General features: G+C 70.8%; 16 protein-coding genes. All 16 read right to left on the bottom strand.

Annotated elements, in window-relative coordinates; genetic code table 11:
• Positions 1–34: 34 nt before the first annotated feature.
• The 16 genes from sppA to AWC24_RS06170 all read right to left on the bottom strand — a co-directional run bounded on the left by sppA (position 35) and on the right by AWC24_RS06170 (position 19,611).
• A complete protein-coding gene (gene sppA, locus AWC24_RS06245; protein WP_085083098.1) occupies positions 35–1,825 on the bottom strand; it encodes a signal peptide peptidase SppA in 1,791 nt (596 codons plus the stop codon).
• An 83-nt stretch (positions 1,826–1,908) separates the two neighbouring features.
• Positions 1,909–3,300 carry a PPE family protein, SVP subgroup gene (locus tag AWC24_RS06240; protein ID WP_085083096.1) on the bottom strand — a complete coding sequence of 464 codons (1,392 nt, stop codon included), beginning with the start codon at positions 3,298–3,300 and terminating at the stop codon, positions 1,909–1,911.
• Between the two features lie 104 nt (positions 3,301–3,404).
• Positions 3,405–10,700, bottom strand: a complete 7,296-nt coding sequence (locus AWC24_RS22400; protein WP_165757714.1) for a PGRS repeat-containing protein — start codon at positions 10,698–10,700, stop codon at positions 3,405–3,407.
• Positions 10,701–10,896: 196 nt separating this feature from the next.
• Positions 10,897–11,340 carry a 50S ribosomal protein L15 gene (gene rplO, locus AWC24_RS06230; protein WP_085083095.1) on the bottom strand — a complete coding sequence of 148 codons (444 nt, stop codon included), beginning with the start codon at positions 11,338–11,340 and terminating at the stop codon, positions 10,897–10,899.
• Positions 11,340–11,528, bottom strand: a complete 189-nt coding sequence (gene rpmD / locus AWC24_RS06225) for a 50S ribosomal protein L30 (protein ID WP_013830241.1) — start codon at positions 11,526–11,528, stop codon at positions 11,340–11,342. The genes rplO and rpmD overlap by 1 nt, the downstream gene beginning before the upstream one ends.
• 2 nt (positions 11,529–11,530) lie before the next feature.
• Entirely contained in the window at positions 11,531–12,235 is a 705-nt protein-coding gene (gene rpsE, locus AWC24_RS06220) for a 30S ribosomal protein S5 (RefSeq protein WP_407663482.1), read from the bottom strand.
• A gap of 46 nt (positions 12,236–12,281) precedes the next feature.
• Complete coding sequence (rplR, locus tag AWC24_RS06215; RefSeq protein ID WP_085083091.1) at positions 12,282–12,689, bottom strand: 50S ribosomal protein L18; 408 nt, start codon at positions 12,687–12,689, stop codon at positions 12,282–12,284.
• Between the two features lie 2 nt (positions 12,690–12,691).
• Positions 12,692–13,231, bottom strand: coding sequence for a 50S ribosomal protein L6 (gene rplF / locus AWC24_RS06210; RefSeq protein WP_085083089.1), 540 nt, complete (start codon positions 13,229–13,231; stop codon positions 12,692–12,694).
• Between the two features lie 13 nt (positions 13,232–13,244).
• The gene (gene rpsH / locus AWC24_RS06205) at positions 13,245–13,643 is read right to left on the bottom strand and encodes a 30S ribosomal protein S8 (protein ID WP_029249222.1); all 399 of its coding nucleotides are present in this window, start codon (positions 13,641–13,643) and stop codon (positions 13,245–13,247) included.
• 73 nt (positions 13,644–13,716) lie between these two features.
• Positions 13,717–13,902 carry a type Z 30S ribosomal protein S14 gene (locus AWC24_RS06200; RefSeq protein WP_019737213.1) on the bottom strand — a complete coding sequence of 62 codons (186 nt, stop codon included), beginning with the start codon at positions 13,900–13,902 and terminating at the stop codon, positions 13,717–13,719.
• 4 nt (positions 13,903–13,906) lie between these two features.
• Positions 13,907–14,470 carry a 50S ribosomal protein L5 gene (rplE, locus tag AWC24_RS06195; RefSeq protein ID WP_085083087.1) on the bottom strand — a complete coding sequence of 188 codons (564 nt, stop codon included), beginning with the start codon at positions 14,468–14,470 and terminating at the stop codon, positions 13,907–13,909.
• A 2-nt stretch (positions 14,471–14,472) separates the two neighbouring features.
• Positions 14,473–14,790 carry a 50S ribosomal protein L24 gene (rplX, locus tag AWC24_RS06190; RefSeq protein ID WP_085083085.1) on the bottom strand — a complete coding sequence of 106 codons (318 nt, stop codon included), beginning with the start codon at positions 14,788–14,790 and terminating at the stop codon, positions 14,473–14,475.
• Complete coding sequence (gene rplN / locus AWC24_RS06185) at positions 14,791–15,159, bottom strand: 50S ribosomal protein L14 (protein ID WP_085083083.1); 369 nt, start codon at positions 15,157–15,159, stop codon at positions 14,791–14,793.
• Positions 15,160–15,423: 264 nt separating this feature from the next.
• Positions 15,424–16,275 carry a formylglycine-generating enzyme family protein gene (locus AWC24_RS06180; protein ID WP_085083081.1) on the bottom strand — a complete coding sequence of 284 codons (852 nt, stop codon included), beginning with the start codon at positions 16,273–16,275 and terminating at the stop codon, positions 15,424–15,426.
• Positions 16,276–16,279: 4 nt separating this feature from the next.
• Entirely contained in the window at positions 16,280–18,628 is a 2,349-nt protein-coding gene (locus tag AWC24_RS06175) for an arylsulfatase (RefSeq protein ID WP_085083079.1), read from the bottom strand.
• A gap of 68 nt (positions 18,629–18,696) precedes the next feature.
• Positions 18,697–19,611: a LysR family transcriptional regulator gene (locus AWC24_RS06170; RefSeq protein ID WP_085083077.1), complete on the bottom strand. Its 915-nt coding sequence runs from the start codon at positions 19,609–19,611 to the stop codon at positions 18,697–18,699.
• Between the last annotated feature and the right edge of the window lie 267 nt (positions 19,612–19,878).

Below are 19,878 nucleotides of genomic sequence, written 5' to 3'. Positions count from 1 at the left end.
TGGCGAAGCGCTTTGTTGAATCTGTGTTACGTCCTCACCAGCGCGATTCCCCCAGCCACAGCACCTGGGCGCCGTTGACCGACCGCCCCGCCTGATCGATGATCCCGGCCAGCGACCGCATCAGCAGCCCGCCGACGGCATCGGGCAGCGCCGCCGCCGGCTGCGAGGACTGCCGGGGCCGGACGAAGTCCCACAGCGACGACCCCGGGTAGGACACGGTGCGGACCTGCGCGTCCTCGTCCAGCCCGGCCAGCACCTTGGCGCGTCGCACCGCGGTGCGCAGCCCGCCGAGCTCGTCGACCAGGCCGCGTTCGGCCGCGTCGGCACCGGTCCACACCCGCCCCCGCGCGACCGCGTCGACCGCCTCGGCGGACAGGTTGCGACCTTGGGCGACCCGCGCCACGAAGTCGTTGTAGAACAGATCGGCTTCGGTCTCGACCTGGCTCTGCTGCTCGGCGGTGAACCGGGCGTTGATCGACCAGGCGTCGGCGTTGGCGCCGGTGCGCACCGTGTCGGTGCCGACCCCGAGGCGGTCCTTGAGGTCGCGGGCGACCAGCTTGCCGGTCACCACCCCGATCGATCCGGTGATCGTGCCGGGGTTGGCCACGATGCTGTCCGCGCCCGCCGAGATGTAGTACCCACCGGACGCGGCGACCGCGCCCATCGACGCCACCACCGGCTTGCCGGCCTCGCGGGCCTGCTGCACCGCCCGCCAGATGGTCTCCGACCCGGTGACCGAGCCGCCGGGACTGTCGACCCGCAGCACGATCGCGGCGACGTCATCGTCGGCGCTCGCCTCACGCAGCGCCGCCGAAATCGTGTCGGCGCCGACGCTGCGGTTGCCGAACGGGGACAGCTGCGGTCCACCGGAGCCGCTGACGATGGCGCCGGACACCGTCACCACGGCGATTGCCGGCTTGTTCTTGCGGCCCGGCAGCGGCAGGCCCGGGGCAGCCGCCAGCGGACGCCCGGCGGTCGCGCTCGCGTAGCGCGTCAGGTACAGCCGGGGCGGCGCGTCGTCGTTGTCCGCACCCACCGGCGGCCCGCCGTCGGCGACCAGCTCGGCGATCCGGTCGTAGGCCTCGTCGCGGAAGCCGATCCGGTCGATCAGACCGCCACCGACCGCGTCGTCGCGCAGCAGCGGCGCCCGGTCGGCCAGCGCGTCGACTGCGCCGGCGTCCAGGTTCCGGGATTCTGCGACGGCCTGGCGCACCTGGGTGTGCAGGCTGCCCACCAGCGCGGTGTCGGCCTCGCGATGAGCATCGGTGTAAGAGTCCTGGGTGAAAAGGTTGGCCGCCGACTTGTATTCGCCGCGCGCGACGAACTGCGCTTCGATACCGGCCTTGTCAAGCGCGGTGCGCAGGAACGTCGCGTTGGTGGCGAAGCCGATCAGCCCGACCACCCCCGACGGTTGCAGCCATACCTCGCCGAAGGCCGATGCCAGGTAGTAGGACAGCGTCCCCGGGTAGGTCTCGGCCCATGCCAGGGACGGTTTGACGGCGGTGAACTCGGCGATCGCGGCCCGAAGCTCCTGGACCGGACCGGCAGCTGCCGCCGAAAGCTGCACCCGCGCAATCAATCCGGCGACCCTCGGGTCGTCGGAGGCCCGGTGGATCGCGTCAACCACGTCACGCAGCACCGGCGGTTGGGCACCGGAACGGATCAGTGCCAGCGGGTCGAAACCGCCGGTCTCGTGCGGCAGGGACTGCAGGTCGAGCTCGAGCACGACGCCGTTGGGCACGCCGTGGTGTCGAGCGGTGTCGATACGGCGGGCGACGCCGCGCAGGTCGTCCAGGCCGGGCACTCCGGGCAGCAACGAGAACATGGGTTGAGCTTACCGACGCGACATGCGCCGTGACGGGGTGCGATGCACCGGGGGCGCCCCCAAACGTGGCCCGCGCCACGGCTTCACCGGCCCGACAGCGGGTCCAGGCTCATCAGGCGCTCTTTGTGTTTGTTGAATTCCACGTCGGTGATGATTCCGGAATCGCGCAGCGCCGCGTACTCGCGTAACGCTTCGGCGATCTCTTTGGCCGCGGTACTCGACGGCCTCTCCCGGACGCCGGCGGTCGACCGGGTGTTCTCCCGGGCGGGCAGCACAGCGCCGGCCAGGGCACGCCCGGCCATCCCCGTCAGTGCCGCTTGCGCGCCCAGCATGCCGACCCCGCCGCCCGTGGCGCTCGGGGCGGCATCGACGGCGGTGCCGGTGGTCTCCGCAGCTGCCAACCGGACGTCCGGGAGCGCCTCGGCCCACGTCGGCGGCACCGACAACCCGCCGACCAGGCCCGACTCACCCATACTCCCCGCCGCCGAGAGCTTCAGCAGAGGGAACCCCCTGAAGAAACGCTCCCAGTTGTGCCAGTCCCCGAACCCGCCGAGCCCAAGCGTGCCCAGTGGGCCGCCGTCCGCGGCCTTCCCCACCTCATCGGAGTCGACCGCGCCGGTCACCAGGCCGATCCGGTTGAGCCGTTCCATGATGTCGGTGGTGGAGGGTTCGTTGCTGCTCGCGAACGAGCTTTGGAACTGGCTGTAGAGGCGCTGGAAGAAATTGGCACTACCGATGACGGAGTGGTACGCCGAACTCGCACTGATCCCCGAAACACTGGCCGCGGTGGCGTCACCCACGATCGGATCGGTCACCACCGGTGCCGCCGCCATTGGTGATGCGAGTTGTTGCAACGTCTGGGGAACGGCCTGCATGCCCTGGTGCAGGGCGCCCTGGCCGGCCTCGGTGGCCTGGGCCGCCGCGGCGGCGCTCTGGTCGGAGCCGTTCGGATCGGCGACCTTCGGCGGCGGTGTGAAAGAGCTGAGTCGGGTGGCGGCCGACGCCGCGGCCGCGTAGCCGTACATCGCCGCGGCGTCCTGCGCCCACATCTCGGCGTACTCGGCCTGATTGGCGGCGATGGCCGCAGTGTTCTGACCGAAGACGTTCGTGGCGATCAGAGCCAGCAGTTCAGCCCGGTTGGCGGTGACCACCGGCGGTGGCACGGTGGCGGCGAACGCCTCCTCGTAGGCGGCAGTCCCGGCCCTGACCTGGGCGGCGGTCTCGACGGCCTGAGCGGCTGTCTGCTGCATCCAGGCCACGTACGGGGCTACCGCCGACGCCATCTCCACCGACGCGGTGCCCAACCACGGCATGCTGGTCAGATCGGTGACCAATGATCCGTAGGCAGCCGATGCGGTGTCCAGGTCTGCGGCGAGGCCGTCCCAGGCGGCGGCAGTCGCTGAGATGGGTCCGGGGCCCGGTCCGGCGTAGATCAACGCAGATTGAATCTCCGGCGGAACCAGCCCGAAATCCATGTCCTCGCTGCCTCGCCCTCACAACTTTTTGTGTACCGCCGTTCAAGTGACTGTACTTCAGGTTCATTCCGCGCACACAGGAAAGGCTCAGCCGCGGGGTTCCCCTACGGCGACCCGCCGGCACCGCCGCCACCGACTGGACCGATGTTGCCCGGCGCCCCGGCACCACCGGCGCCGCCGGTCTGACCGCTCGGGCCGGAGCCCGGGCTGCCTGCCGCACCCTGCGTGTTGGTTCCGCCGTCACCGCCGGTGCCGCCGACAGCGCCGCCGTCACCGCCGCTCCCGCCGTCGCCGCCGGCCCCACCGAATAGGTTGACCAGTCCGGAGCCCGCACTGCCCCCCAGGCCGCCATCGCCACCGACCGTGCCGGGGGCGGTACCCGCGCCGCCGGTACCGCCATCGCCGCCGACGCCGCCGAGCAGTACGTTCGCCAGGCCGGCCCCGCCGTCGCCGCCCTGACCGCCGGTGCCACCGGTGCTTCCCGCGATGCTCCCGGCGGCGCCGCCGGTGCCACCGTCGCCGCCGACGCCGGCACCAAGGGCGCCCACTACGGCGGTGCCCCCGGTACCGCCCTGCCCGCCGGCACCGCCATTGCTGCCGGCAGCGTCGCCGGCCGCGCCGCCGGTGCCACCGGTGCCTCCGGCACCGCCGAGCACGCCGGCGATGGCGTCCGCACCGTGACCGCCTTGGCCACCGGCGCCGCCGACACTGTCGGTCTGATCGGCCGCGGCGCCACCGGCTCCGCCCTGACCGCCCTCGCCTACCCCGATGGCGCCGACCAGCCCGCCTCCACCGGTACCGCCCTGCCCGCCGACACCGCCGATACTGCCGCTCTGATCGGCCGCTGCCCCACCGGTCCCACCGGTACCGCCGGCGCCGCCCAGCGCATTGAGAACGGCGCCGACGGAACCCTGGCCGCCTTGGCCGCCGGTACCGCCGACGCCGGCCGCCCCCTGCTCAGCGCCGCTGCCGCCACCCACTCCGGCTACACCGCCCGTGCCGCCGGTGCCGGCGGTTGCCGTCGACCCGATGCCGACCAGCGTGGAGCCGGCGTTGCCTCCCGTTCCGCCGACCCCGCCGTCGCCACCGGCACCGTTGGCTCCGGCGGCGCCACCGTCGGCGGTGCCGGCGACACCGCCCACGCCACCGGTACCACCACTGCCACCGGTGGCGCCGTCGCCGGGGGTGAACAGGCCCAGAATGCCCGCTGAGGTGTCACCGCCGTTGCCGCCGGTGCCCCCCGTACCGCCCTGGCCACCAGTTCCACCGTTGCCTGCGTTGTAGCCACTGCCGCCGGTGCCCCCGACGCCACCGTTTCCAGCGGCACCGCCGGCTTCGCCGTTGTCGCCGTTGCCGATGAGGCTGCTGTCACCGTTCGCCCCAGCCAGACCCGTACCACCCTGGCCGCCGGTGCCGCCGTCACCGCCGTCGCCCTGCTGGGCAGTGGTGCCGTCGGTTTCCAGCCCGCCCTGGCCGCCGTTCCCACCGGTGCCGCCGTTTCCGCCGGTCCCGGCCGCCTGGGTCTCGGTGGCTGCGGTGCCCTGCGCGCCGTTGCCGCCGACGCCACCGTTGCCGCCGACCCCGGCCTGTCCATCGTCGCCGGTGGCGCCCGCATCGCCGGAGTCCGCCGGGTCGGTGCCGGATCCGTTCAGGCCGCCCGCGCCGGCCGTTCCGGCCGCACCGCCGTGACCGGCGTTGCCTCCCGTGCCACCCGCACCGCCGTCGCTGCCGTTGCTGCCGTTCTCCGCCGGCGGCGTGTAGCCGACGCCGCCGGTGCCGCCCGCGCCGCCGTCGCCGCCCTGGCCACCGTCGCCGGCGGCGCCGCCCTGGCCGCCGTTGCCGACGCTGCCGTCGGTGCTGCCGGTGCCCGCCGCGCCGCCCTGGCCACCGCTCCCACCGTTCCCGCCGGTGCCACCGTCTATGCCGTTGCCGCCGTCACCGCCGGTGCCGCCGGTGGGGTTGCCGACGGTGCCGGTTTCTCCGGTGCCGCCGTCGTTGCCGCTATTTCCGGTGGTGCCGGTCGCGCCGTTACCGCCTTCGCCGCCCTGGCCGCCGTTGCCACCGACCCCCTGCAGCCCGCTGCCGCCGTCGGTTCCCGAGTCGGCGCGGTCGACGCCGGCTCCGTTCAGGCCGCCGATGCCGGCAGTCCCGCCGTTGCCACCCTGGCCGCCGACGCCCCCGGCGCCGCCGGTTCCACCATCGCCGCCGGACAGTCCCGTGGTGCCGGGTTGGTCGTACCCGGCGCCGCCCTGGCCGCCATTGCCGCCGGCGCCGCCCTGGCCTCCGGTGCCGCCGTTACCGCCGCTGCCACCCGCGCCGACGTCTCCGACGGTGGAGCCGGTGCCCGCCGCGCCGCCTTGGCCACCGTTGCCGCCCTTGCCGCCTGTCAAGCCTTGCCCGCCGGTGTCTCCCGTCTCTCCGGCGCCGCCGTTCGGAGTGGTGCTGCTGCCCGCCGTGCCTATGCCACCGTCGTCGCCGGTCTCGCCGATTCCTCCGGCCGCGCCGTTACCGCCGCTGCCGCCGACACCGCCGTTGCCGCCGGCGCCCTGGTCGCCGACCTGGCCAGCAGCACCATCGGCGGCCTGACCATCACGGCCCACGCCACCAGCGCCACCGGAACCGGCCGCACCCCCGCCACCACCATCGCCGCCCGCACCGCCGACCGCACCATCACCACCACCAACACCGGCGGCCGCCAACGAATCCGACGCCGCGTCATACCCATCACCACCACTGCCACCAACACCGCCGGTGCCACCGGTTCCCCCGTTGCCGCCGGCACCGCCAACACCACCAAGGCCCTGCAGACCATCCGTGGAGCCCTGACCAGCCGCACCACCAGCACCCCCGACACCACCATCGGAGCCGGCACCACCAGTCTCACCGATCCCACCCTCACCACCGGCGGCCGCCGCCGACGTCGCCGTGCCATCCACACCGTTCGTGCCGGCATCACCGACCCCACCGGTGACCCCGTCAAACCCGCGACCACCGACGCCACCATCACCGCCATCACCACCGGCACCCTGGGCACCATCAAAGCCACTGGCGGTTCCGGCCGCGGTCAAACCACCCGCACCCCCGACACCGCCATCACCACCAGCACCACCATCCTGGCCCGCACCCCCATCAACACCCGCAGTCGCCGAGGCCGCACCCGCAGCACCCCCGGCACCATCACCACCGCGACCACCCACACCACCGTGACCGGCCACCCCATCAACACCACTGTCGGCCTGCACCCCGCCGGCACCGAACCCGCCGCCACCACCGGCCGCCGCATCACCGCCCTTGCCACCGGCGCCACCGGTGCCACCGTCATCACCGGCGTTCAGCCCATCGACACCCCGGGCACCCGCAGCCCCATCACCACCGGAACCGCCGGCACCACCGACTCCGCCGGCGCCCTGGTCGCCGACCTGGCCAGCAGCACCATCGGCGGCCTGACCATCACGGCCCACGCCACCAGCGCCACCGGAACCGGCCGCACCCCCGCCACCACCATCGCCGCCCGCACCGCCGACCGCACCACTACCACCATCAACACCGGCGGCCGCCAACGAATCCGACGCCGCGTCATACCCATCACCACCACTGCCACCAACACCGCCGGTGCCACCGGTTCCCCCGTTGCCGCCGGCACCGCCAACACCACCAAGGCCCTGCAGACCATCCGTGGAGCCCTGACCAGCCGCACCACCAGCACCCCCGACACCACCATCGGAGCCGGCACCACCAGTCTCACCGATCCCACCCTCACCACCGGCGGCCGCCGCCGACGTCGCCGTGCCATCCACACCGTTCGTGCCGGCATCACCGACCCCACCGGTGACCCCGTCAAACCCGCGACCACCGACGCCACCATCACCGCCATCACCACCGGCACCCTGGGCACCATCAAAGCCACTGGCGGTTCCGGCCGCGGTCAAACCACCCGCACCCCCGACACCGCCATCACCACCAGCACCACCATCCTGGCCCGCACCCCCATCAACACCCGCGGTCGCCGAGGCCGCACCCGCAGCACCCCCAGCACCATCACCACCGCGACCACCCACACCACCGTGGCCAGCCACCCCATCAACACCACTACCGGCACCGCCGGTACCGCCGGCGCCGGCATTGCCGCCGCTGCCGCCCACTCCACCGGTCTGACCGTCGGCACCTGCCGACGCGCCGTCATCGCCGCGAGCACCCGCAGCACCGTCACCGCCGGAACCGCCGGCACCGCCGGCGCCCAGCGCGGTACCGGCCCCACCCGCGCCGCCGTTGCCGCCGCTGGTGCCGGCCGCGGCGTTCAGGTCGGTGGCGGCGTCGTAGCCGGCGCCGCCGGCACCACCGTTGCCCTGCGGACCGGACGGCCCGGCCCCGACCTGCCCGTCGTCGCCCGGCGTCGATCCGGTGCCACCGGCACCCGCGGCACCGGCGGAGCCGAGCGCGCCACCACTGCCGCCGGTGCCACCGTTCGGGTTTGCGGCGGTGCCGTCGGCGGCGTCACCGCCATCGCCGGCCGCGCCCGCGTCACCGCCGTTGCCACCGTTGCCGCCCGCGCCCCGGGCCCCGGTGATCGCACCGTTGATGCCCTGACCGCCGGCCCCACCGGCACCACCTACGCCGCCCGTTGCGCCGCTTCCGCCGGCGCCGCCGTCGCCACCATCGCCGGTCCCGCCGCCCGTGAAGGTGCCGGCCGCGCCGAGTGCGCCGTCGCCGCCGTCGCCGCCATCGCCACCGGTGGCGCCGGCTCCGCCCTGCCCACCGTGGTTGCCCGCGCCGGCACCGATCCCACCGGCCCCGCCTGTGCCGCCGGCCTGACCCGTCGTTCCGTCGCCGCCGTCCTCGCCGGGATTCGTTGCCGTGCTGCCGTGCGTACCGGCCGCGCCCGCGGTACCGTCGCCACCGTTACCGCCGTTGCCGCTGCCGAGCGCGTCGCCGCCGTCGCCGCCGCTGCCACCGTTGTCACCGCCGCTCCCGGCGTCACCGCCGTCGCCCTGCTGGGTCCCCCCATCTCCGCCGTCGCCGCCCTGCCCACCGGTGCTGCCACCGAGGCCGGTACCGGCACCACCGTCACCACCGTGGCCGCCATCTCCGTTCGCGCCGGCATTGCCACCGGCGCCGCCGTCGCCTCCGTCACCGGTGCCCTGGCCGGCCCCGCCCTTGCCCCCGGTGCCACCGTTGCCGGCCACGGTGCCGCCGGTTCCGCCCGCGCCGCCGGTTCCGCCGGTGGCGTCGAGACCGCCCCCTCCTCCGGTGCCGCCATTGCCACCGGTGCCGATGGTCCCGCCACTACCGCCAGCGCCGCCTGCGCCGCCGGCAACCCCGGGCGTCGTCGAGGTGAAGCCATCGCCGCCCTCACCGCCGTGCGTCGCGGCCGGCTCCGGGTCCGCTCCGTCGGCCCCGCCGCTACCGGACTGACCGGTCCCCGCCGCTCCACCGGTACCGGCCGCGCCGCCGGCGCCGCCGCCCCCGGCACTTCCCGCGTCACCGGCGTCGCCGCCAGCGCCGCCATCGGGATCGACCGCATCCCCGTCGGCGCCGTCTCCACCGACACCGCCGGCGGCCGCATTGCCTCCCGCACCACCGTCACCGCCATTGCCGTTGGCGCCGGCGGCACCGGTCGGTGCGGTCGCCGCGCCGCCGCTGCCTCCGATTCCACCGGCCCCACCGGCGCCGCCGTCGCCACCCGCGCCCCCATCGGTACCGGCATCGCCGGCATTGACGCCGCTCGTTCCGGCCTGACCGGTGACGCCGTGGCCGCCTCGACCACCGTTGCCCGCATCACCGCCCGCGCCACCGTTGGCGCCGGTTCCGCCGGCACCGCCGGTGCCACCACTGCCGCCGCTGCCGCCCGAGATCCCCGGTGCAGCACCGGGGTCGGCTGCCGGGTTGTAGCCGGCGCCGCCATTGCCGCCGATGCCACCGGCCCCGCCGTTGCCGTCGGCGGCGGACGTGACGCCATCAGCCTCCAGTCCCCCGCGGCCGCCGTCTCCGCCGGCACCACCGCTGCCGCCCATCGTCCCGTCCGGGTCGGTTGCGATTCCGTCGACACCGTCGATACCGTCGCCGCCGCTGCCGCCGTTACCGCCGGCACCGGCCCGGCCGTCCGCACCGTCGGCGGCCACGACACCGTCGCCCCCTACGCCGCCGGCGCCACCGACACCGGCGTCGCCGCCGTTCCCACCGTCCACACCGGCCGAACCATCGGGATCACCCGCCGTGCCGTCGGCGCCCGCGGCGCCGTCGGCGCCCTCGCCACCGTCGCCACCAGCCCCACCGACTCCGCCGGCCCCAACCGCCCCAGTGGTTCCCACGGCACCGGTGGCGCCGAACAGCCAGGCACCCTGGCCGCCGGCACCGGCCTGACCGCCCAGCGCGCCCGCACCGCCGCCACCGCCGTTACTCCCGTTGCCGCCGTTGCCATCTCCGCCGCCGACGAACGAACCGCCGGCCCCGTCGAACCCGTCACCGCCGGCACCACCGGCACCACCGGCACCGCCATTGCCGCCGCGCCCGCCATTTCCCAGCCAGAGTGATCCGACGCCTCCGGCACCACCCTTGCCGCCCGCGGAGCCCGCACCGCCGGTACCGCCGTTGACACCGGCTGTCGTGGAGTTGGCGCCGGAGGTCCCCGCCAGGCCGGCACCGCCGTTGCCGCCGTTGCCGCCGTTGCCGGCCGCCCCGATACCGAAGAAGTCCTGAACGTGGCCGGTGCCGCCGCCGTCGCCACCGCTGCCCGCCGCGAGCAGTTCGCCGTCGAGGAAGCCGGCCGCGCCGCCGTCGCCGCCGTTGCCGCCGTTGCCCATCCACTCGCCACCGGCGCCCCCCATACCGCCGTCGGCACCCAGCCCGCCCACACCGCCGTCGCCGCCGTTGCCCAAACCACCTGCCACACCGCCGTTCCCGCCGGCCACCCCGGCTTCGGTGCTGCTCCAGCCGGCGCCGCCGTCGCCGAAGAACAACCCGCCGCCCTGGCCATCCGGATTGTCCGCGGTGCCGTCCGCGCCGTCGCAGATGATGCCGCAGAATCCCGGAAGGGTGAACGGCTCGAGCAAGGTGTTGATGACGTCGTTGACCTCGGCCCCGAACGGGCTGTCGATCCAGGCCTCGAGTTGTTCGTGCAACGGCAGCCAGATGTAGGTCGCGAACTGCTCGGCCAGCGAGGTGTCCGCGGCCGGCCAGGTGAACAGCGCCGAGCCGGACAGCTCCGCGGCGTCTGGGTCGCCGCCGAGTCCGAACCAGTCGAAGACGTCGTCGAACCCGAAATCCGCCTGCGCGTGCGGCGCCGCCGCCAGCGGCGCCATCCCGAAGGCCAGGAATACGGCAACCGCGCTGCCGGCGCCCGCGGCGCGGCGAGCGGCGCTGCCGCGCCGTCCGTTGGACCTTGAACGCAGCCGTCGTCTCATTTGCCCAACGCCTTCCCGCAGCCCGACCGAGAGTAAGTTATCTACGTCACTTAGCCCTTTTATCGTTATACGAGACTGTGAAGCGCATAGCAAGACTTTATTTTTCGCGCGCGTCAAAGTGCCTGCTCAAAAACAAATCGCGCCCCATCCCGGTTGGATGGGGCGCGATCTTGTGACGAGTTTTTGCGGAAAACTCTTAGAGTGCGGTGGCTGTGCCGCCCGCCGCGGCGATCTTGTCGCGGGCGCTACCGCTGAACTTATGCGCGGTAATGTCGGCCTTGACGGTCAGCTTGCCGTCGCCGAGCACCTTGACCAGCGTGTTCTTGCGGACGGCGCCCTTGGCCACCAGCTCGTCGACACCGATGGTCCCGCCTTCGGGGAACAACCGGTCGATGTCGCCGACGTTGACGACCTCGTACTCGGTGCGGAACCGGTTGCGGAAGCCCTTCAGCTTGGGCAGCCGCATGTGGATGGGCATCTGCCCGCCCTCGAACCGAACCGGCACGTTCTTGCGGGCCTTGGTGCCCTTGGTGCCGCGACCGGCGGTCTTACCCTTGGAACCTTCACCGCGACCGACGCGGGTGCGCTTGGTCTTCGACCCGGGCGCGGGGCGCAGGTCGTGCAGCTTGATAGGCGTCATCATTCCTCACCGGCCTGTTCAACTTCTACGAGGTGGTGGACAACCCGGATCAGGCCACGGGTCTGGGGGTTGTCCTCACGTACCACCGACTGGCGGATCTTGCGCAGGCCCAGCGTGCGCAGGCTCTCGCGCTGATTCCAGCGAGCACCGATGGTGCCGCGGACTTGGGTGATCTTCAGATTTGCCATGGTTATGCCGTGCCTTCCCGGGCGGCGCTGGCGGCGAGCGACTCGCTCTCCCGCCGGGCCTTGAGCATCGCGGCCGGCGCCACGTCTTCGATGGGCAGACCGCGCCGGGCCGCCACCTCTTCGGGACGCTGCAGCATCTTCAGCGCGGCCACGGTGGCGTGCACCACGTTGATCGCGTTGTCGCTGCCCAGCGACTTGGACAGGATGTCGTGCACCCCGGCGCATTCCAGCACCGCACGCACCGCGCCGCCGGCGATCACACCGGTACCCGGGCTGGCGGGACGCAGGAACACCACACCAGCGGCCTTCTCGCCCTGGACCGGGTGGGTGATCGTGCCACCGATGAGCGGCACCCGGAAGAAGCTCTTGCGGGCCTCCTCGACACCCTTGGCGATCGCGGCCGGGACCTCTTTGGCCTTCCCGTAGCCGACGCCGACCATGCCCTTGCCGTCACCGACGATCACCAGTGCGGTGAAGCTGAACCGGCGGCCACCCTTGACCACCTTGGACACCCGGTTGATCGCGACGACACGCTCGAGGTAGTTGCTCTTGTCGCCGTCCCGGCCGTCACGGCCGCCGCGACCACCGTCGCGGCCACCACGCCCGCCCCGGTTGTCACGATTGTCGCGATTGTCGCGCCCGTCGGTACGGGGGGCGCTGCCCATGTCGGGACCTGCCGAGGAGGCCCCTGTCGGCTGCTCCGCCATCATGCGGTCCTTCCAGTCATGTTCATCAAGTCAGTCATCCGGCGCATCAGAACTTCAACCCGCCCTCGCGCGCCGCGTCGGCCAATGCCGCGATCCGTCCACCGTAGGTGTAGCCGCCGCGGTCGAACACCACGGTCTCCACGCCGGCGGCCTTGGCACGCTCGGCGATCAGCTGGCCGACCCGCACACTGTGCGCCTTCTTATCGCCGTCCACACCCCGCACGTCGGCCTCGATCGAGGACGCCGCGGCCAGCGTGTGACCGGCCAGGTCGTCGATCAACTGGACGTGAATGTGCCGCGCGGAGCGGTGCACCACCAGGCGGGGACACTCGGGGGTGCCGGCGATCTTCTTGCGCAGCCGCGCGTGCCGACGCACCCGGTGCGTGCGCCGGGCCTCCGAGACGCTCTGCCCGATGGGCTTGCGGGCCCCGGTGCCTGCTTGTGATTGCGCCATGACTACTTACCTGTCTTTCCGACCTTGCGGCGAACCTGCTCACCCTCGTAGCGCACGCCCTTGCCCTTGTAGGGGTCGGGACGGCGCAGGCGGCGGATGTTCGCCGAGATCTGACCGACCTTCTGCTTGTCGATGCCCGAGATCGAGAACTTGGTGGGCGTCTCCACCGCGAAGGTGATGCCCTCCGGGGCCTTGATCAGCACCGGGTGGCTGTAACCCAGGGCGAACTCGAGGTCGGAGCCCTTGAGTGCCACACGGTAACCGACGCCGAAGATCTCCATCTTGCGGACGTAGCCCTCGGAGACGCCGGTGATCAGGTTCGCCACCAGGGTGCGGCTCAGGCCGTGCAGCGACCGGTTGTGCCGGTCGTCGTCCGGCCGGGTCACCACAATGGCGCCGTCGTCGTTACGGGCGACGTTGATCGGCTCGGCCACCGTGAGTTCCAGGGTGCCCTTGGGCCCCTTGACCGATACGTTCTGACCATCGATGGTCACGTCGACCCCGGCGGGAACCGGGACCGGCTGCTTACCAATACGCGACATGTCTGCTACTCCCTCACCACACGTACGCGAGGACTTCGCCGCCCACGCCCTGCCTGGCCGCCTGACGGTCGGTGAGCAGACCCGAAGACGTGGAGATGATCGCCACGCCCAGGCCGCCGAGCACCCGCGGCAGGTTGGTCGACTTCGCGTAGACCCGCAGACCGGGCTTGGACACCCGGCGCAGACCGGCGAGACTGCGCTCCCGGTTCGGGCCGTACTTCAGGTTGACCACCAGCGCCTTGCCCACCCGGGCGTCTTCGACGTGGTAGTCGTTGATGTAACCCTCGCGCTTGAGGATCTCGGCGATGTTGGCCTTGATCTTCGAGTGCGGCAGGGTCACCTCGTCGTGATACGCCGAGTTGGCGTTGCGCAGACGGGTCAAGAAGTCCGCGATCGGGTCCGTCATGGTCATTGGCGCCGCTCCTCTTCCTCGCTGCGCTCGGCATCGTCGACAACGCGTGTCATATGCGCTCGCATCTCCGCCGTCACCAGCTGCTCTTCTGCACACCGGGCAGTTCGCCGGCGTGCGCCATCTCGCGAAGGCAGATTCGGCACAGGCCGAATTTGCGGAGTACCGCGCGCGGACGGCCGCACTTGTTGCAGCGGGTGTAGGCGCGCACCGCGAACTTGGGCTTGCGGGCCGCCTTGTTAACCAACGCCTTCTTCGCCATCAGGTCACTTCTCCTTGAACGGAAAGCCGAGTGCCCGCAGCAGCGCTCGTCCTTCGTCGTCGTTCGTCGCCGAGGTGACGACGGTGATGTTCATTCCACGCGGGCGGTCGATGGAGTCGACGTCGATCTCATGGAACATCGACTGCTCGGCCAGCCCGAATGTGTAGTTGCCGGAGCCGTCGAACTGCTTGGGTGACAATCCCCGGAAGTCGCGGATACGCGGCAGCGCGATCGAGGTGAGCCGGTCGAGGAACTCCCACATCCGGTCACCGCGCAGCGTCACCCGGGCACCGATCGGCATGCCTTCGCGCAGCTTGAACTGGGCGATCGACAGCCGGGCCTTGCGGATCTCGGGCCGCTGGCCGGTGATCAGTGCCAGGTCGTTGACCGCGTTGTTGATCAGCTTGGCGTCGCGAGCGGCTTCGCCGACGCCCATGTTCACCACGACCTTCACCACGCCGGGGATCTGCATCACGTTGACGTAGTTGAACTCTTTGTTCAGCGCGTCCCGGATCTCTTCGCGGTATTTCACCTTCAGCCGAGGCTGGGTCTTCTCTGCAGTCGTCATCTCTAGATGTCCTTGCCGTTGCGCTTGGAGACGCGAACCTTCTTGCCGGACTCCTCGTCCACCCGGTAGCCGATCCGGGTGGGCTTGCCGTCGGAGTCGACGACCATCACGTTCGAGACGTGGATCGGGGCTTCCTGCGTGACGATCCCGCCCGAGGACGCGCCGGCCTGGTTGGTCGAGTTCGCGACGTGCTTCTTGATCCGGTTGACGCCCTGGACCAGCACCCGGTTGCGGGCCGGGTAGGCCTGCAGGACCTTGCCTTTGGCGCCCTTGTCCTTGCCGGCGATGACCAGCACGGTGTCGCCCTTGTGGACCTTCATCTACAGCACCTCCGGGGCCAGCGAGACGATCTTCATGAACCGCTTCTCCCGCAGCTCGCGGCCGACCGGCCCGAAGATGCGGGTTCCGCGCGGGTCGTTGTCTGGCTTGATGATCACGGCCGCGTTCTCGTCGAACTTGATGTAGCTGCCGTCGGCGCGGCGACGCTCCTTGACGGTGCGCACCACGACGGCCTTGACGATGTCACCCCGCTTGACGTTGCCGCCGGGGATGGCGTCCTTGACGGTCGCGACGATGACATCACCGATGCCGGCGTAGCGCCGCCCTGAGCCGCCGAGTACCCGGATGCACAAGATCTCCTTGGCGCCGGTGTTGTCGGCGACCTTCAACCGCGATTCCTGCTGAATCACCAGATCTCCTCAATAAGCGGGACGACGCGCGGCATGACAAGTCGCATGCCGGAATCTCCCTGGTCGTGCATGGTCTTCTTATCGCCGAAGGGCACGCAGGGCCAGCATGCGCCGGCCGAGGTCTGCCCACGGCAACCCCTAGAGCCTAGGTGACGGACCGCCCAGCACCAAATCGGTGCGGTTTATCCGCCCAGGGTGCGTGTTGGTCCCGCGACACTCCGGGGCAAGAGGCACCGACATGCACGCCCGCGCCCCGGGGGGTGGTTACCCCGACACACAGCGGAACCCGATATGGCTGGCGGCGGTGTCCTGCGACTGCGGGGAGCGCGCCGCGGCCCGGTAGCGGTGACAGTACTCCGGCGCGCACAGGTGCGATCCGCCCTTCAGGGCCTGGCTGATGCCCGGGTCGGCGGGGCCTTCCGGCGCGCAACAGGATTTGGGCGGTGCGTCCAGGCGGTGATGACCGGTGAACTCGGTGGTGGTCCATTCCCAGACGTTGCCGATCATGTCCAGCAGTCCCCACCCGTTGGGCGGGAAGGCCGTCACCGGCGACGTCCCGACCCAGCCGGCGGCGCCGTCGTTGCGGTAGGGAAAGGCGCCCTGCCAGGTGTTGGCCCTCAGTCCAGGCTTCGCCTCCTCACCCCAGGGGTAGGTGCTCGATGTGCCGGCGCGGGCGGCGTACTCCCATTCGGCTTCGGACGGCAGCCGCCGCCCGGCCCAGCGGGCGTAGCCGGCCGCGTCGGGGTAGGCGACCTGGACCACCGGGTGATCCGGTTTGACCTCGACGGTGCTGTGCGGGCCGAGTGGATGCCGCCAACACGCCCCGGGCACCCACCGCCACCACTGCCGCCAGTCGCGCAGATCGACCGGCCCGGCGGTCGGGGTGAAGACCAGGGCGCCCGGCTCGGCGGCGTACACCGGGTCGGGTTCCTGCTCGGCGACGGTCACATACCCGGTTGCGGCGATGAACTCGGCGAACTGGGCATTGGTCACCGGATGCCGCTCGATCGCGAACGCGGACACGGCCACGGTGTGAATCGGCGCCTCTTCGGGATAGAAACTCGTCGAACCCATCCGGAACACACCGGCGGGGATGTCGACGAGTTCTGTCAGCATGGCATCAGTCCCGCGAAAATGCCGCTGCCAGACTCGCTTTCACATCGAGGTAGGGCTCGCCGCTGACGTCGACGGCGACCTCGGCGATGGTCCCCCCGGTGAATCCGAACGGCGCCCGGTACGCCGAGGACACCGCCTGGCCGGTATTGCGCCCGACGCTTACCCCGCCACCCGCCAGGGCGAACGCGGCCGGCTGGGTGATCATGTCCGGCAGCGTGGCGACCACCGTGTCATCGATATAGAGCGCAGCCTCGCCGACCGGCGTGTGACTGCCCTCGACGGTGCCGCGCCGATCGAAGCGTATCCCGAAAACGTGCTCCCCCACTGGGATCGGGTCCGGCGATGACAACCACTGTTCACGCTCGCCCAGGAAGTTGTAGACGTAGTGCAGTCGCCCGCCCTGGACGAACAGCGCATGGCCACCGTGGCGCGCTCCGTGTTTGAACAGCACGCCCTCGGCATCGGCGGATTCCACTGCGACGCGGGCCAGCACCGAGAACGAGCGGCCGCGCAGTTCCACGCACGCCCCCATCGGCACCTCGGCGGTGTGCGGGTAGTAGGTGTAGCTGGTGCGGTCGCCGGACAGGTACGGCCGCTGCCGCCCCGTCATCTCGAAGATGTTGAGGTCGGCCAATGGCAGCCCGTTGTACTTCTCCGCCTCGGCGAACCACATCGCCTGGAGTTCCTCGAGTTTCTCCGGGTGCTCAGCGGCCAGGTCACGGCATTGACTGCGATCCTCGGCAAGGTTGTAGAGCTCCCAGCGGTCGGCCTCGAAGTGGCTCCAGCCGGACGGGGTCGCGGCGTGCACGGTATTGGCGAACCAGCCCCGGTGCCAGATCCCGCGGGTGCCGAGCATCGTATAGAACTGAGTGTGCTTTCCGGTGTCGGCGCCCGGATCATCCAGTGCGGCTTTGAAACTGACACCTTCCAGTGGACGCTGGGTGATTCCGCGCACGGTGTCCGGCGGGCTGATGCCGATCAGGTCATAGACGGTCGGCGTCACATCGCAGACGTTGACGTAGGTGTCGCGTACCTCGCCGCGAGCAGCGATTCCTTTGGGCCAGCTCACGATCGCCGGGTCCGCGATACCGCCCTCGTGTGAGGCGTAGCGCTTGTAGAGCTTGTACGGCGTGTTGAACGCCATCGCCCACCCGATCGGGTAGTGGTTGTAGGTCTCGGGGCCGCCCAGCTCATCGAAGAGTTTCATCGCCTCTTCGACGGTGTCGATGTAGCCGTTGAAGAACTTGTTCTCGTTGGGCGACCCGTTGGGCCCGCCCTCGCCGCTAGCCCCATTGTCGGAGATCACCACCACGATGGTGTTGTCGAGTTGTCCGGATTCCTCGAGGTAGTCCAGGATTCGGCCGATCTGGGCGTCGGTGTAGCTCTGGAACCCGGCGAAGACCTCTGCCATCCGGGCGAAAAGCCGCTGCTCGTTGTCGTCCAGACTCTCCCATGGGCGTACGGTGTCCAGCGCGGGCCACGGCTGGCCGTCGACGCCGGTGACGTCGGCGTAGGGGTTGACCTCGGACAGCTCGGTGTCCGGTGGCACCAGGCCCAGCTTCTTCTGGTTGGCCAGCACGATCTCCCGGTACTGCTCGTACCCCATGTCGAAGCGGCCGGCGTAGCGGTCGGCCCATTCGGTGAAGACGTGGTGCGGGGCGTGGCCGGCGCCCGGGCAGACGTAGCCGAACCAGGGCTTGCCCGGCGCGATCGTCTGTGCGTCGCGGATGAATTCGATTGTCTTGTCGGCGATGTCCTTGGACAGGTGGTAGCCGTCTTCGGGTGTGGCCGGTGGCGCGACGGGGTGGTTGTCGTGGATCAGGTCCGGGTACCACTGGTTGGTCTCACCGCCCATGAAGCCGTAGAACCGCTCGAATCCGCGCTGGGTGGGCCAGTGCCTTCTGGTACTGGCCATGTTGGACTCTTCCAGCGGGGTCAGGTGCCACTTGCCGACGCAGAAGGAGTTCCACCCGCGTTCGGTGAGAACCTCACTCAGCAGCGCGGTTTCGAAGGGGATGCGCCCGCTGCAGTTGGGGAATCCGTCGGTGAACTCCTCGATGGTGGCCATGCCGACACTGGTGGCGTTACGGCCGGTGAGCAGTGCCGCTCGGGTCGGGGAGCACAGCGCGGTGGTGTGGAACTGGGACAGCCGGACGCCGCGTTCGGCGATCCGGCTCATCGCCGGCATCTCCACCAGCCCACCGAAGCAGTCCCAGGTGGCGATGCCGATGTCGTCCCAGACCAGGTAGAGCACATTGGGTGCGCCCTCCGGGGCGGTCGGTGCCGCGAACGGCCCCCAATCCGGCTCGGAATCCCGGATATCGAGATTGATCTTGCCCTGAAAATCCACCATCGCTCACTCCGTCGTCAGCCCCCGGATCGGGTGAGAGCCTACCGACACGGTGCGGCCGCAGGAGCCATTCACACCGCAGCGGGCTCCCAACGGCCGGACACCTCGGGCTGCCCGACACCGGTCGACAGCAGCTCGCCGAGGAATGCCGCAGCCGCCGGCGAGGGCGCCCGCTCCCCCGGGGTGATCAGCGCCAACTCACGAGGGATCGCCGGGTCGGTCGCCACCGCGACAATGTGCTCGGACCTTTCCACCAGCGTCGGCGGCAGGAGTGCGATACCCAAGCCGGCGGCGACCAGGTCGACCAGATCGTCGGGCGTGTTGGATTCCGCGCAGATATTCCGCTGGAAACCGAGTTCGGCGCAGATGCCGTCGATGTTCAGCCGAGTCCGCAGCTCCGCCCGGCGTTCGACGAACTCGCGCTGCTGCAGGTCGGTCAGGGCGACGGTGCCGGTGCCGGCGAGCGGGTCGTGGTGTCGTACCGCCAGGACCAGGTCCTCGGTGCCCAGTGACAGGTCCTTGACGCGGCTGACGTCGAAGGGACGGCTGACGAAGGCCAGGTCCAGCCCGGCGTCGGCAGTCGCCTGCACCAGTGCGTCGATGGGATCGTGACGCAGCGTGATCTCGATGCGTGGAAAGCTCCGGTGATACCGCGTCAGCAGGGCGGGCAGGTCGACAATTCCCTGCCCCTGGATCACGCCGATGCGCAACTGCCCGGACAACAATCCCCGGACCGCGTCGACGGCGGCACGCGCCCGCTCGGCGGCCGCCAGCGCATCCTGCGCATCCGGCAGCAACGCCTTCCCGGCGGTGGTGAGGTCGACGCGACGATTGTTTCGCACCAGCAGCGCAGTGCCGAGCTCAGATTCCAAACCGCTGATCGAGGCGGACAGGGTGGACTGCACCACGTGGACTTTCGCGGCCGCCCGGGTGAAGTGCAACTCTTCGGCGACGGCGACGAAATGTTTCAGCTGACGCAGTTCCATAGCGATCAGTGTGCAGCTCGACGCGGATCGGTCAAACCGAAAGCTTCGTTCCGCCAACGGTATTACTTTGATTTCACTGAGATGAAACTAGGGCAACGGCTTGTTCCCGCCACACGTTAACTGCCCCAAGGGCTTACATCGTCGCCATCACGTGCGTCAATCGATGACAGCGATTCTCTAGTGTCCTGAGTCATTAATTCGTCGGCAGTAGTTGGCGATGGATTCCAGGATTTGGTCGGCGGTTTTGGTCCAGACGTAGGGCCGTGG

Source organism: Mycolicibacter senuensis, from assembly GCF_002101885.1.
GTDB classification, from domain to species: domain Bacteria; phylum Actinomycetota; class Actinomycetes; order Mycobacteriales; family Mycobacteriaceae; genus Mycobacterium; species Mycobacterium senuense.
This window is presented reverse-complemented; position numbering and strand designations above follow the sequence as displayed.

Excerpts from the sequence above, each read along its gene's own strand:
- rplX (WP_085083085.1), bottom strand. The coding sequence starts at position 14,790 with ATGAAGGTCCACAAGGGCGACACCGTGCTGGTCATCGCCGGCAAGGAC.
- AWC24_RS06240 (WP_085083096.1), bottom strand. The coding sequence starts at position 3,300 with ATGGATTTCGGGCTGGTTCCGCCGGAGATTCAATCTGCGTTGATCTAC.
- rpsE (WP_407663482.1), bottom strand. The coding sequence starts at position 12,235 with ATGGCGGAGCAGCCGACAGGGGCCTCCTCGGCAGGTCCCGACATGGGC.
- AWC24_RS06175 (WP_085083079.1), bottom strand. The coding sequence starts at position 18,628 with ATGGTGGATTTTCAGGGCAAGATCAATCTCGATATCCGGGATTCCGAG.
- rplR (WP_085083091.1), bottom strand. The coding sequence starts at position 12,689 with ATGGCGCAATCACAAGCAGGCACCGGGGCCCGCAAGCCCATCGGGCAG.
- sppA (WP_085083098.1), bottom strand. The coding sequence starts at position 1,825 with ATGTTCTCGTTGCTGCCCGGAGTGCCCGGCCTGGACGACCTGCGCGGC.
- AWC24_RS06170 (WP_085083077.1), bottom strand. The coding sequence starts at position 19,611 with ATGGAACTGCGTCAGCTGAAACATTTCGTCGCCGTCGCCGAAGAGTTG.
- AWC24_RS06180 (WP_085083081.1), bottom strand. The coding sequence starts at position 16,275 with ATGCTGACAGAACTCGTCGACATCCCCGCCGGTGTGTTCCGGATGGGT.
- rplO (WP_085083095.1), bottom strand. The coding sequence starts at position 11,340 with ATGACGCCTATCAAGCTGCACGACCTGCGCCCCGCGCCCGGGTCGAAG.
- AWC24_RS06200 (WP_019737213.1), bottom strand. The coding sequence starts at position 13,902 with ATGGCGAAGAAGGCGTTGGTTAACAAGGCGGCCCGCAAGCCCAAGTTC.
- rplF (WP_085083089.1), bottom strand. The coding sequence starts at position 13,231 with ATGTCGCGTATTGGTAAGCAGCCGGTCCCGGTTCCCGCCGGGGTCGAC.
- rplE (WP_085083087.1), bottom strand. The coding sequence starts at position 14,470 with ATGACGACTGCAGAGAAGACCCAGCCTCGGCTGAAGGTGAAATACCGC.
- rpmD (WP_013830241.1), bottom strand. The coding sequence starts at position 11,528 with ATGGCAAATCTGAAGATCACCCAAGTCCGCGGCACCATCGGTGCTCGC.
- AWC24_RS22400 (WP_165757714.1), bottom strand. The coding sequence starts at position 10,700 with ATGAGACGACGGCTGCGTTCAAGGTCCAACGGACGGCGCGGCAGCGCC.
- rpsH (WP_029249222.1), bottom strand. The coding sequence starts at position 13,643 with ATGACCATGACGGACCCGATCGCGGACTTCTTGACCCGTCTGCGCAAC.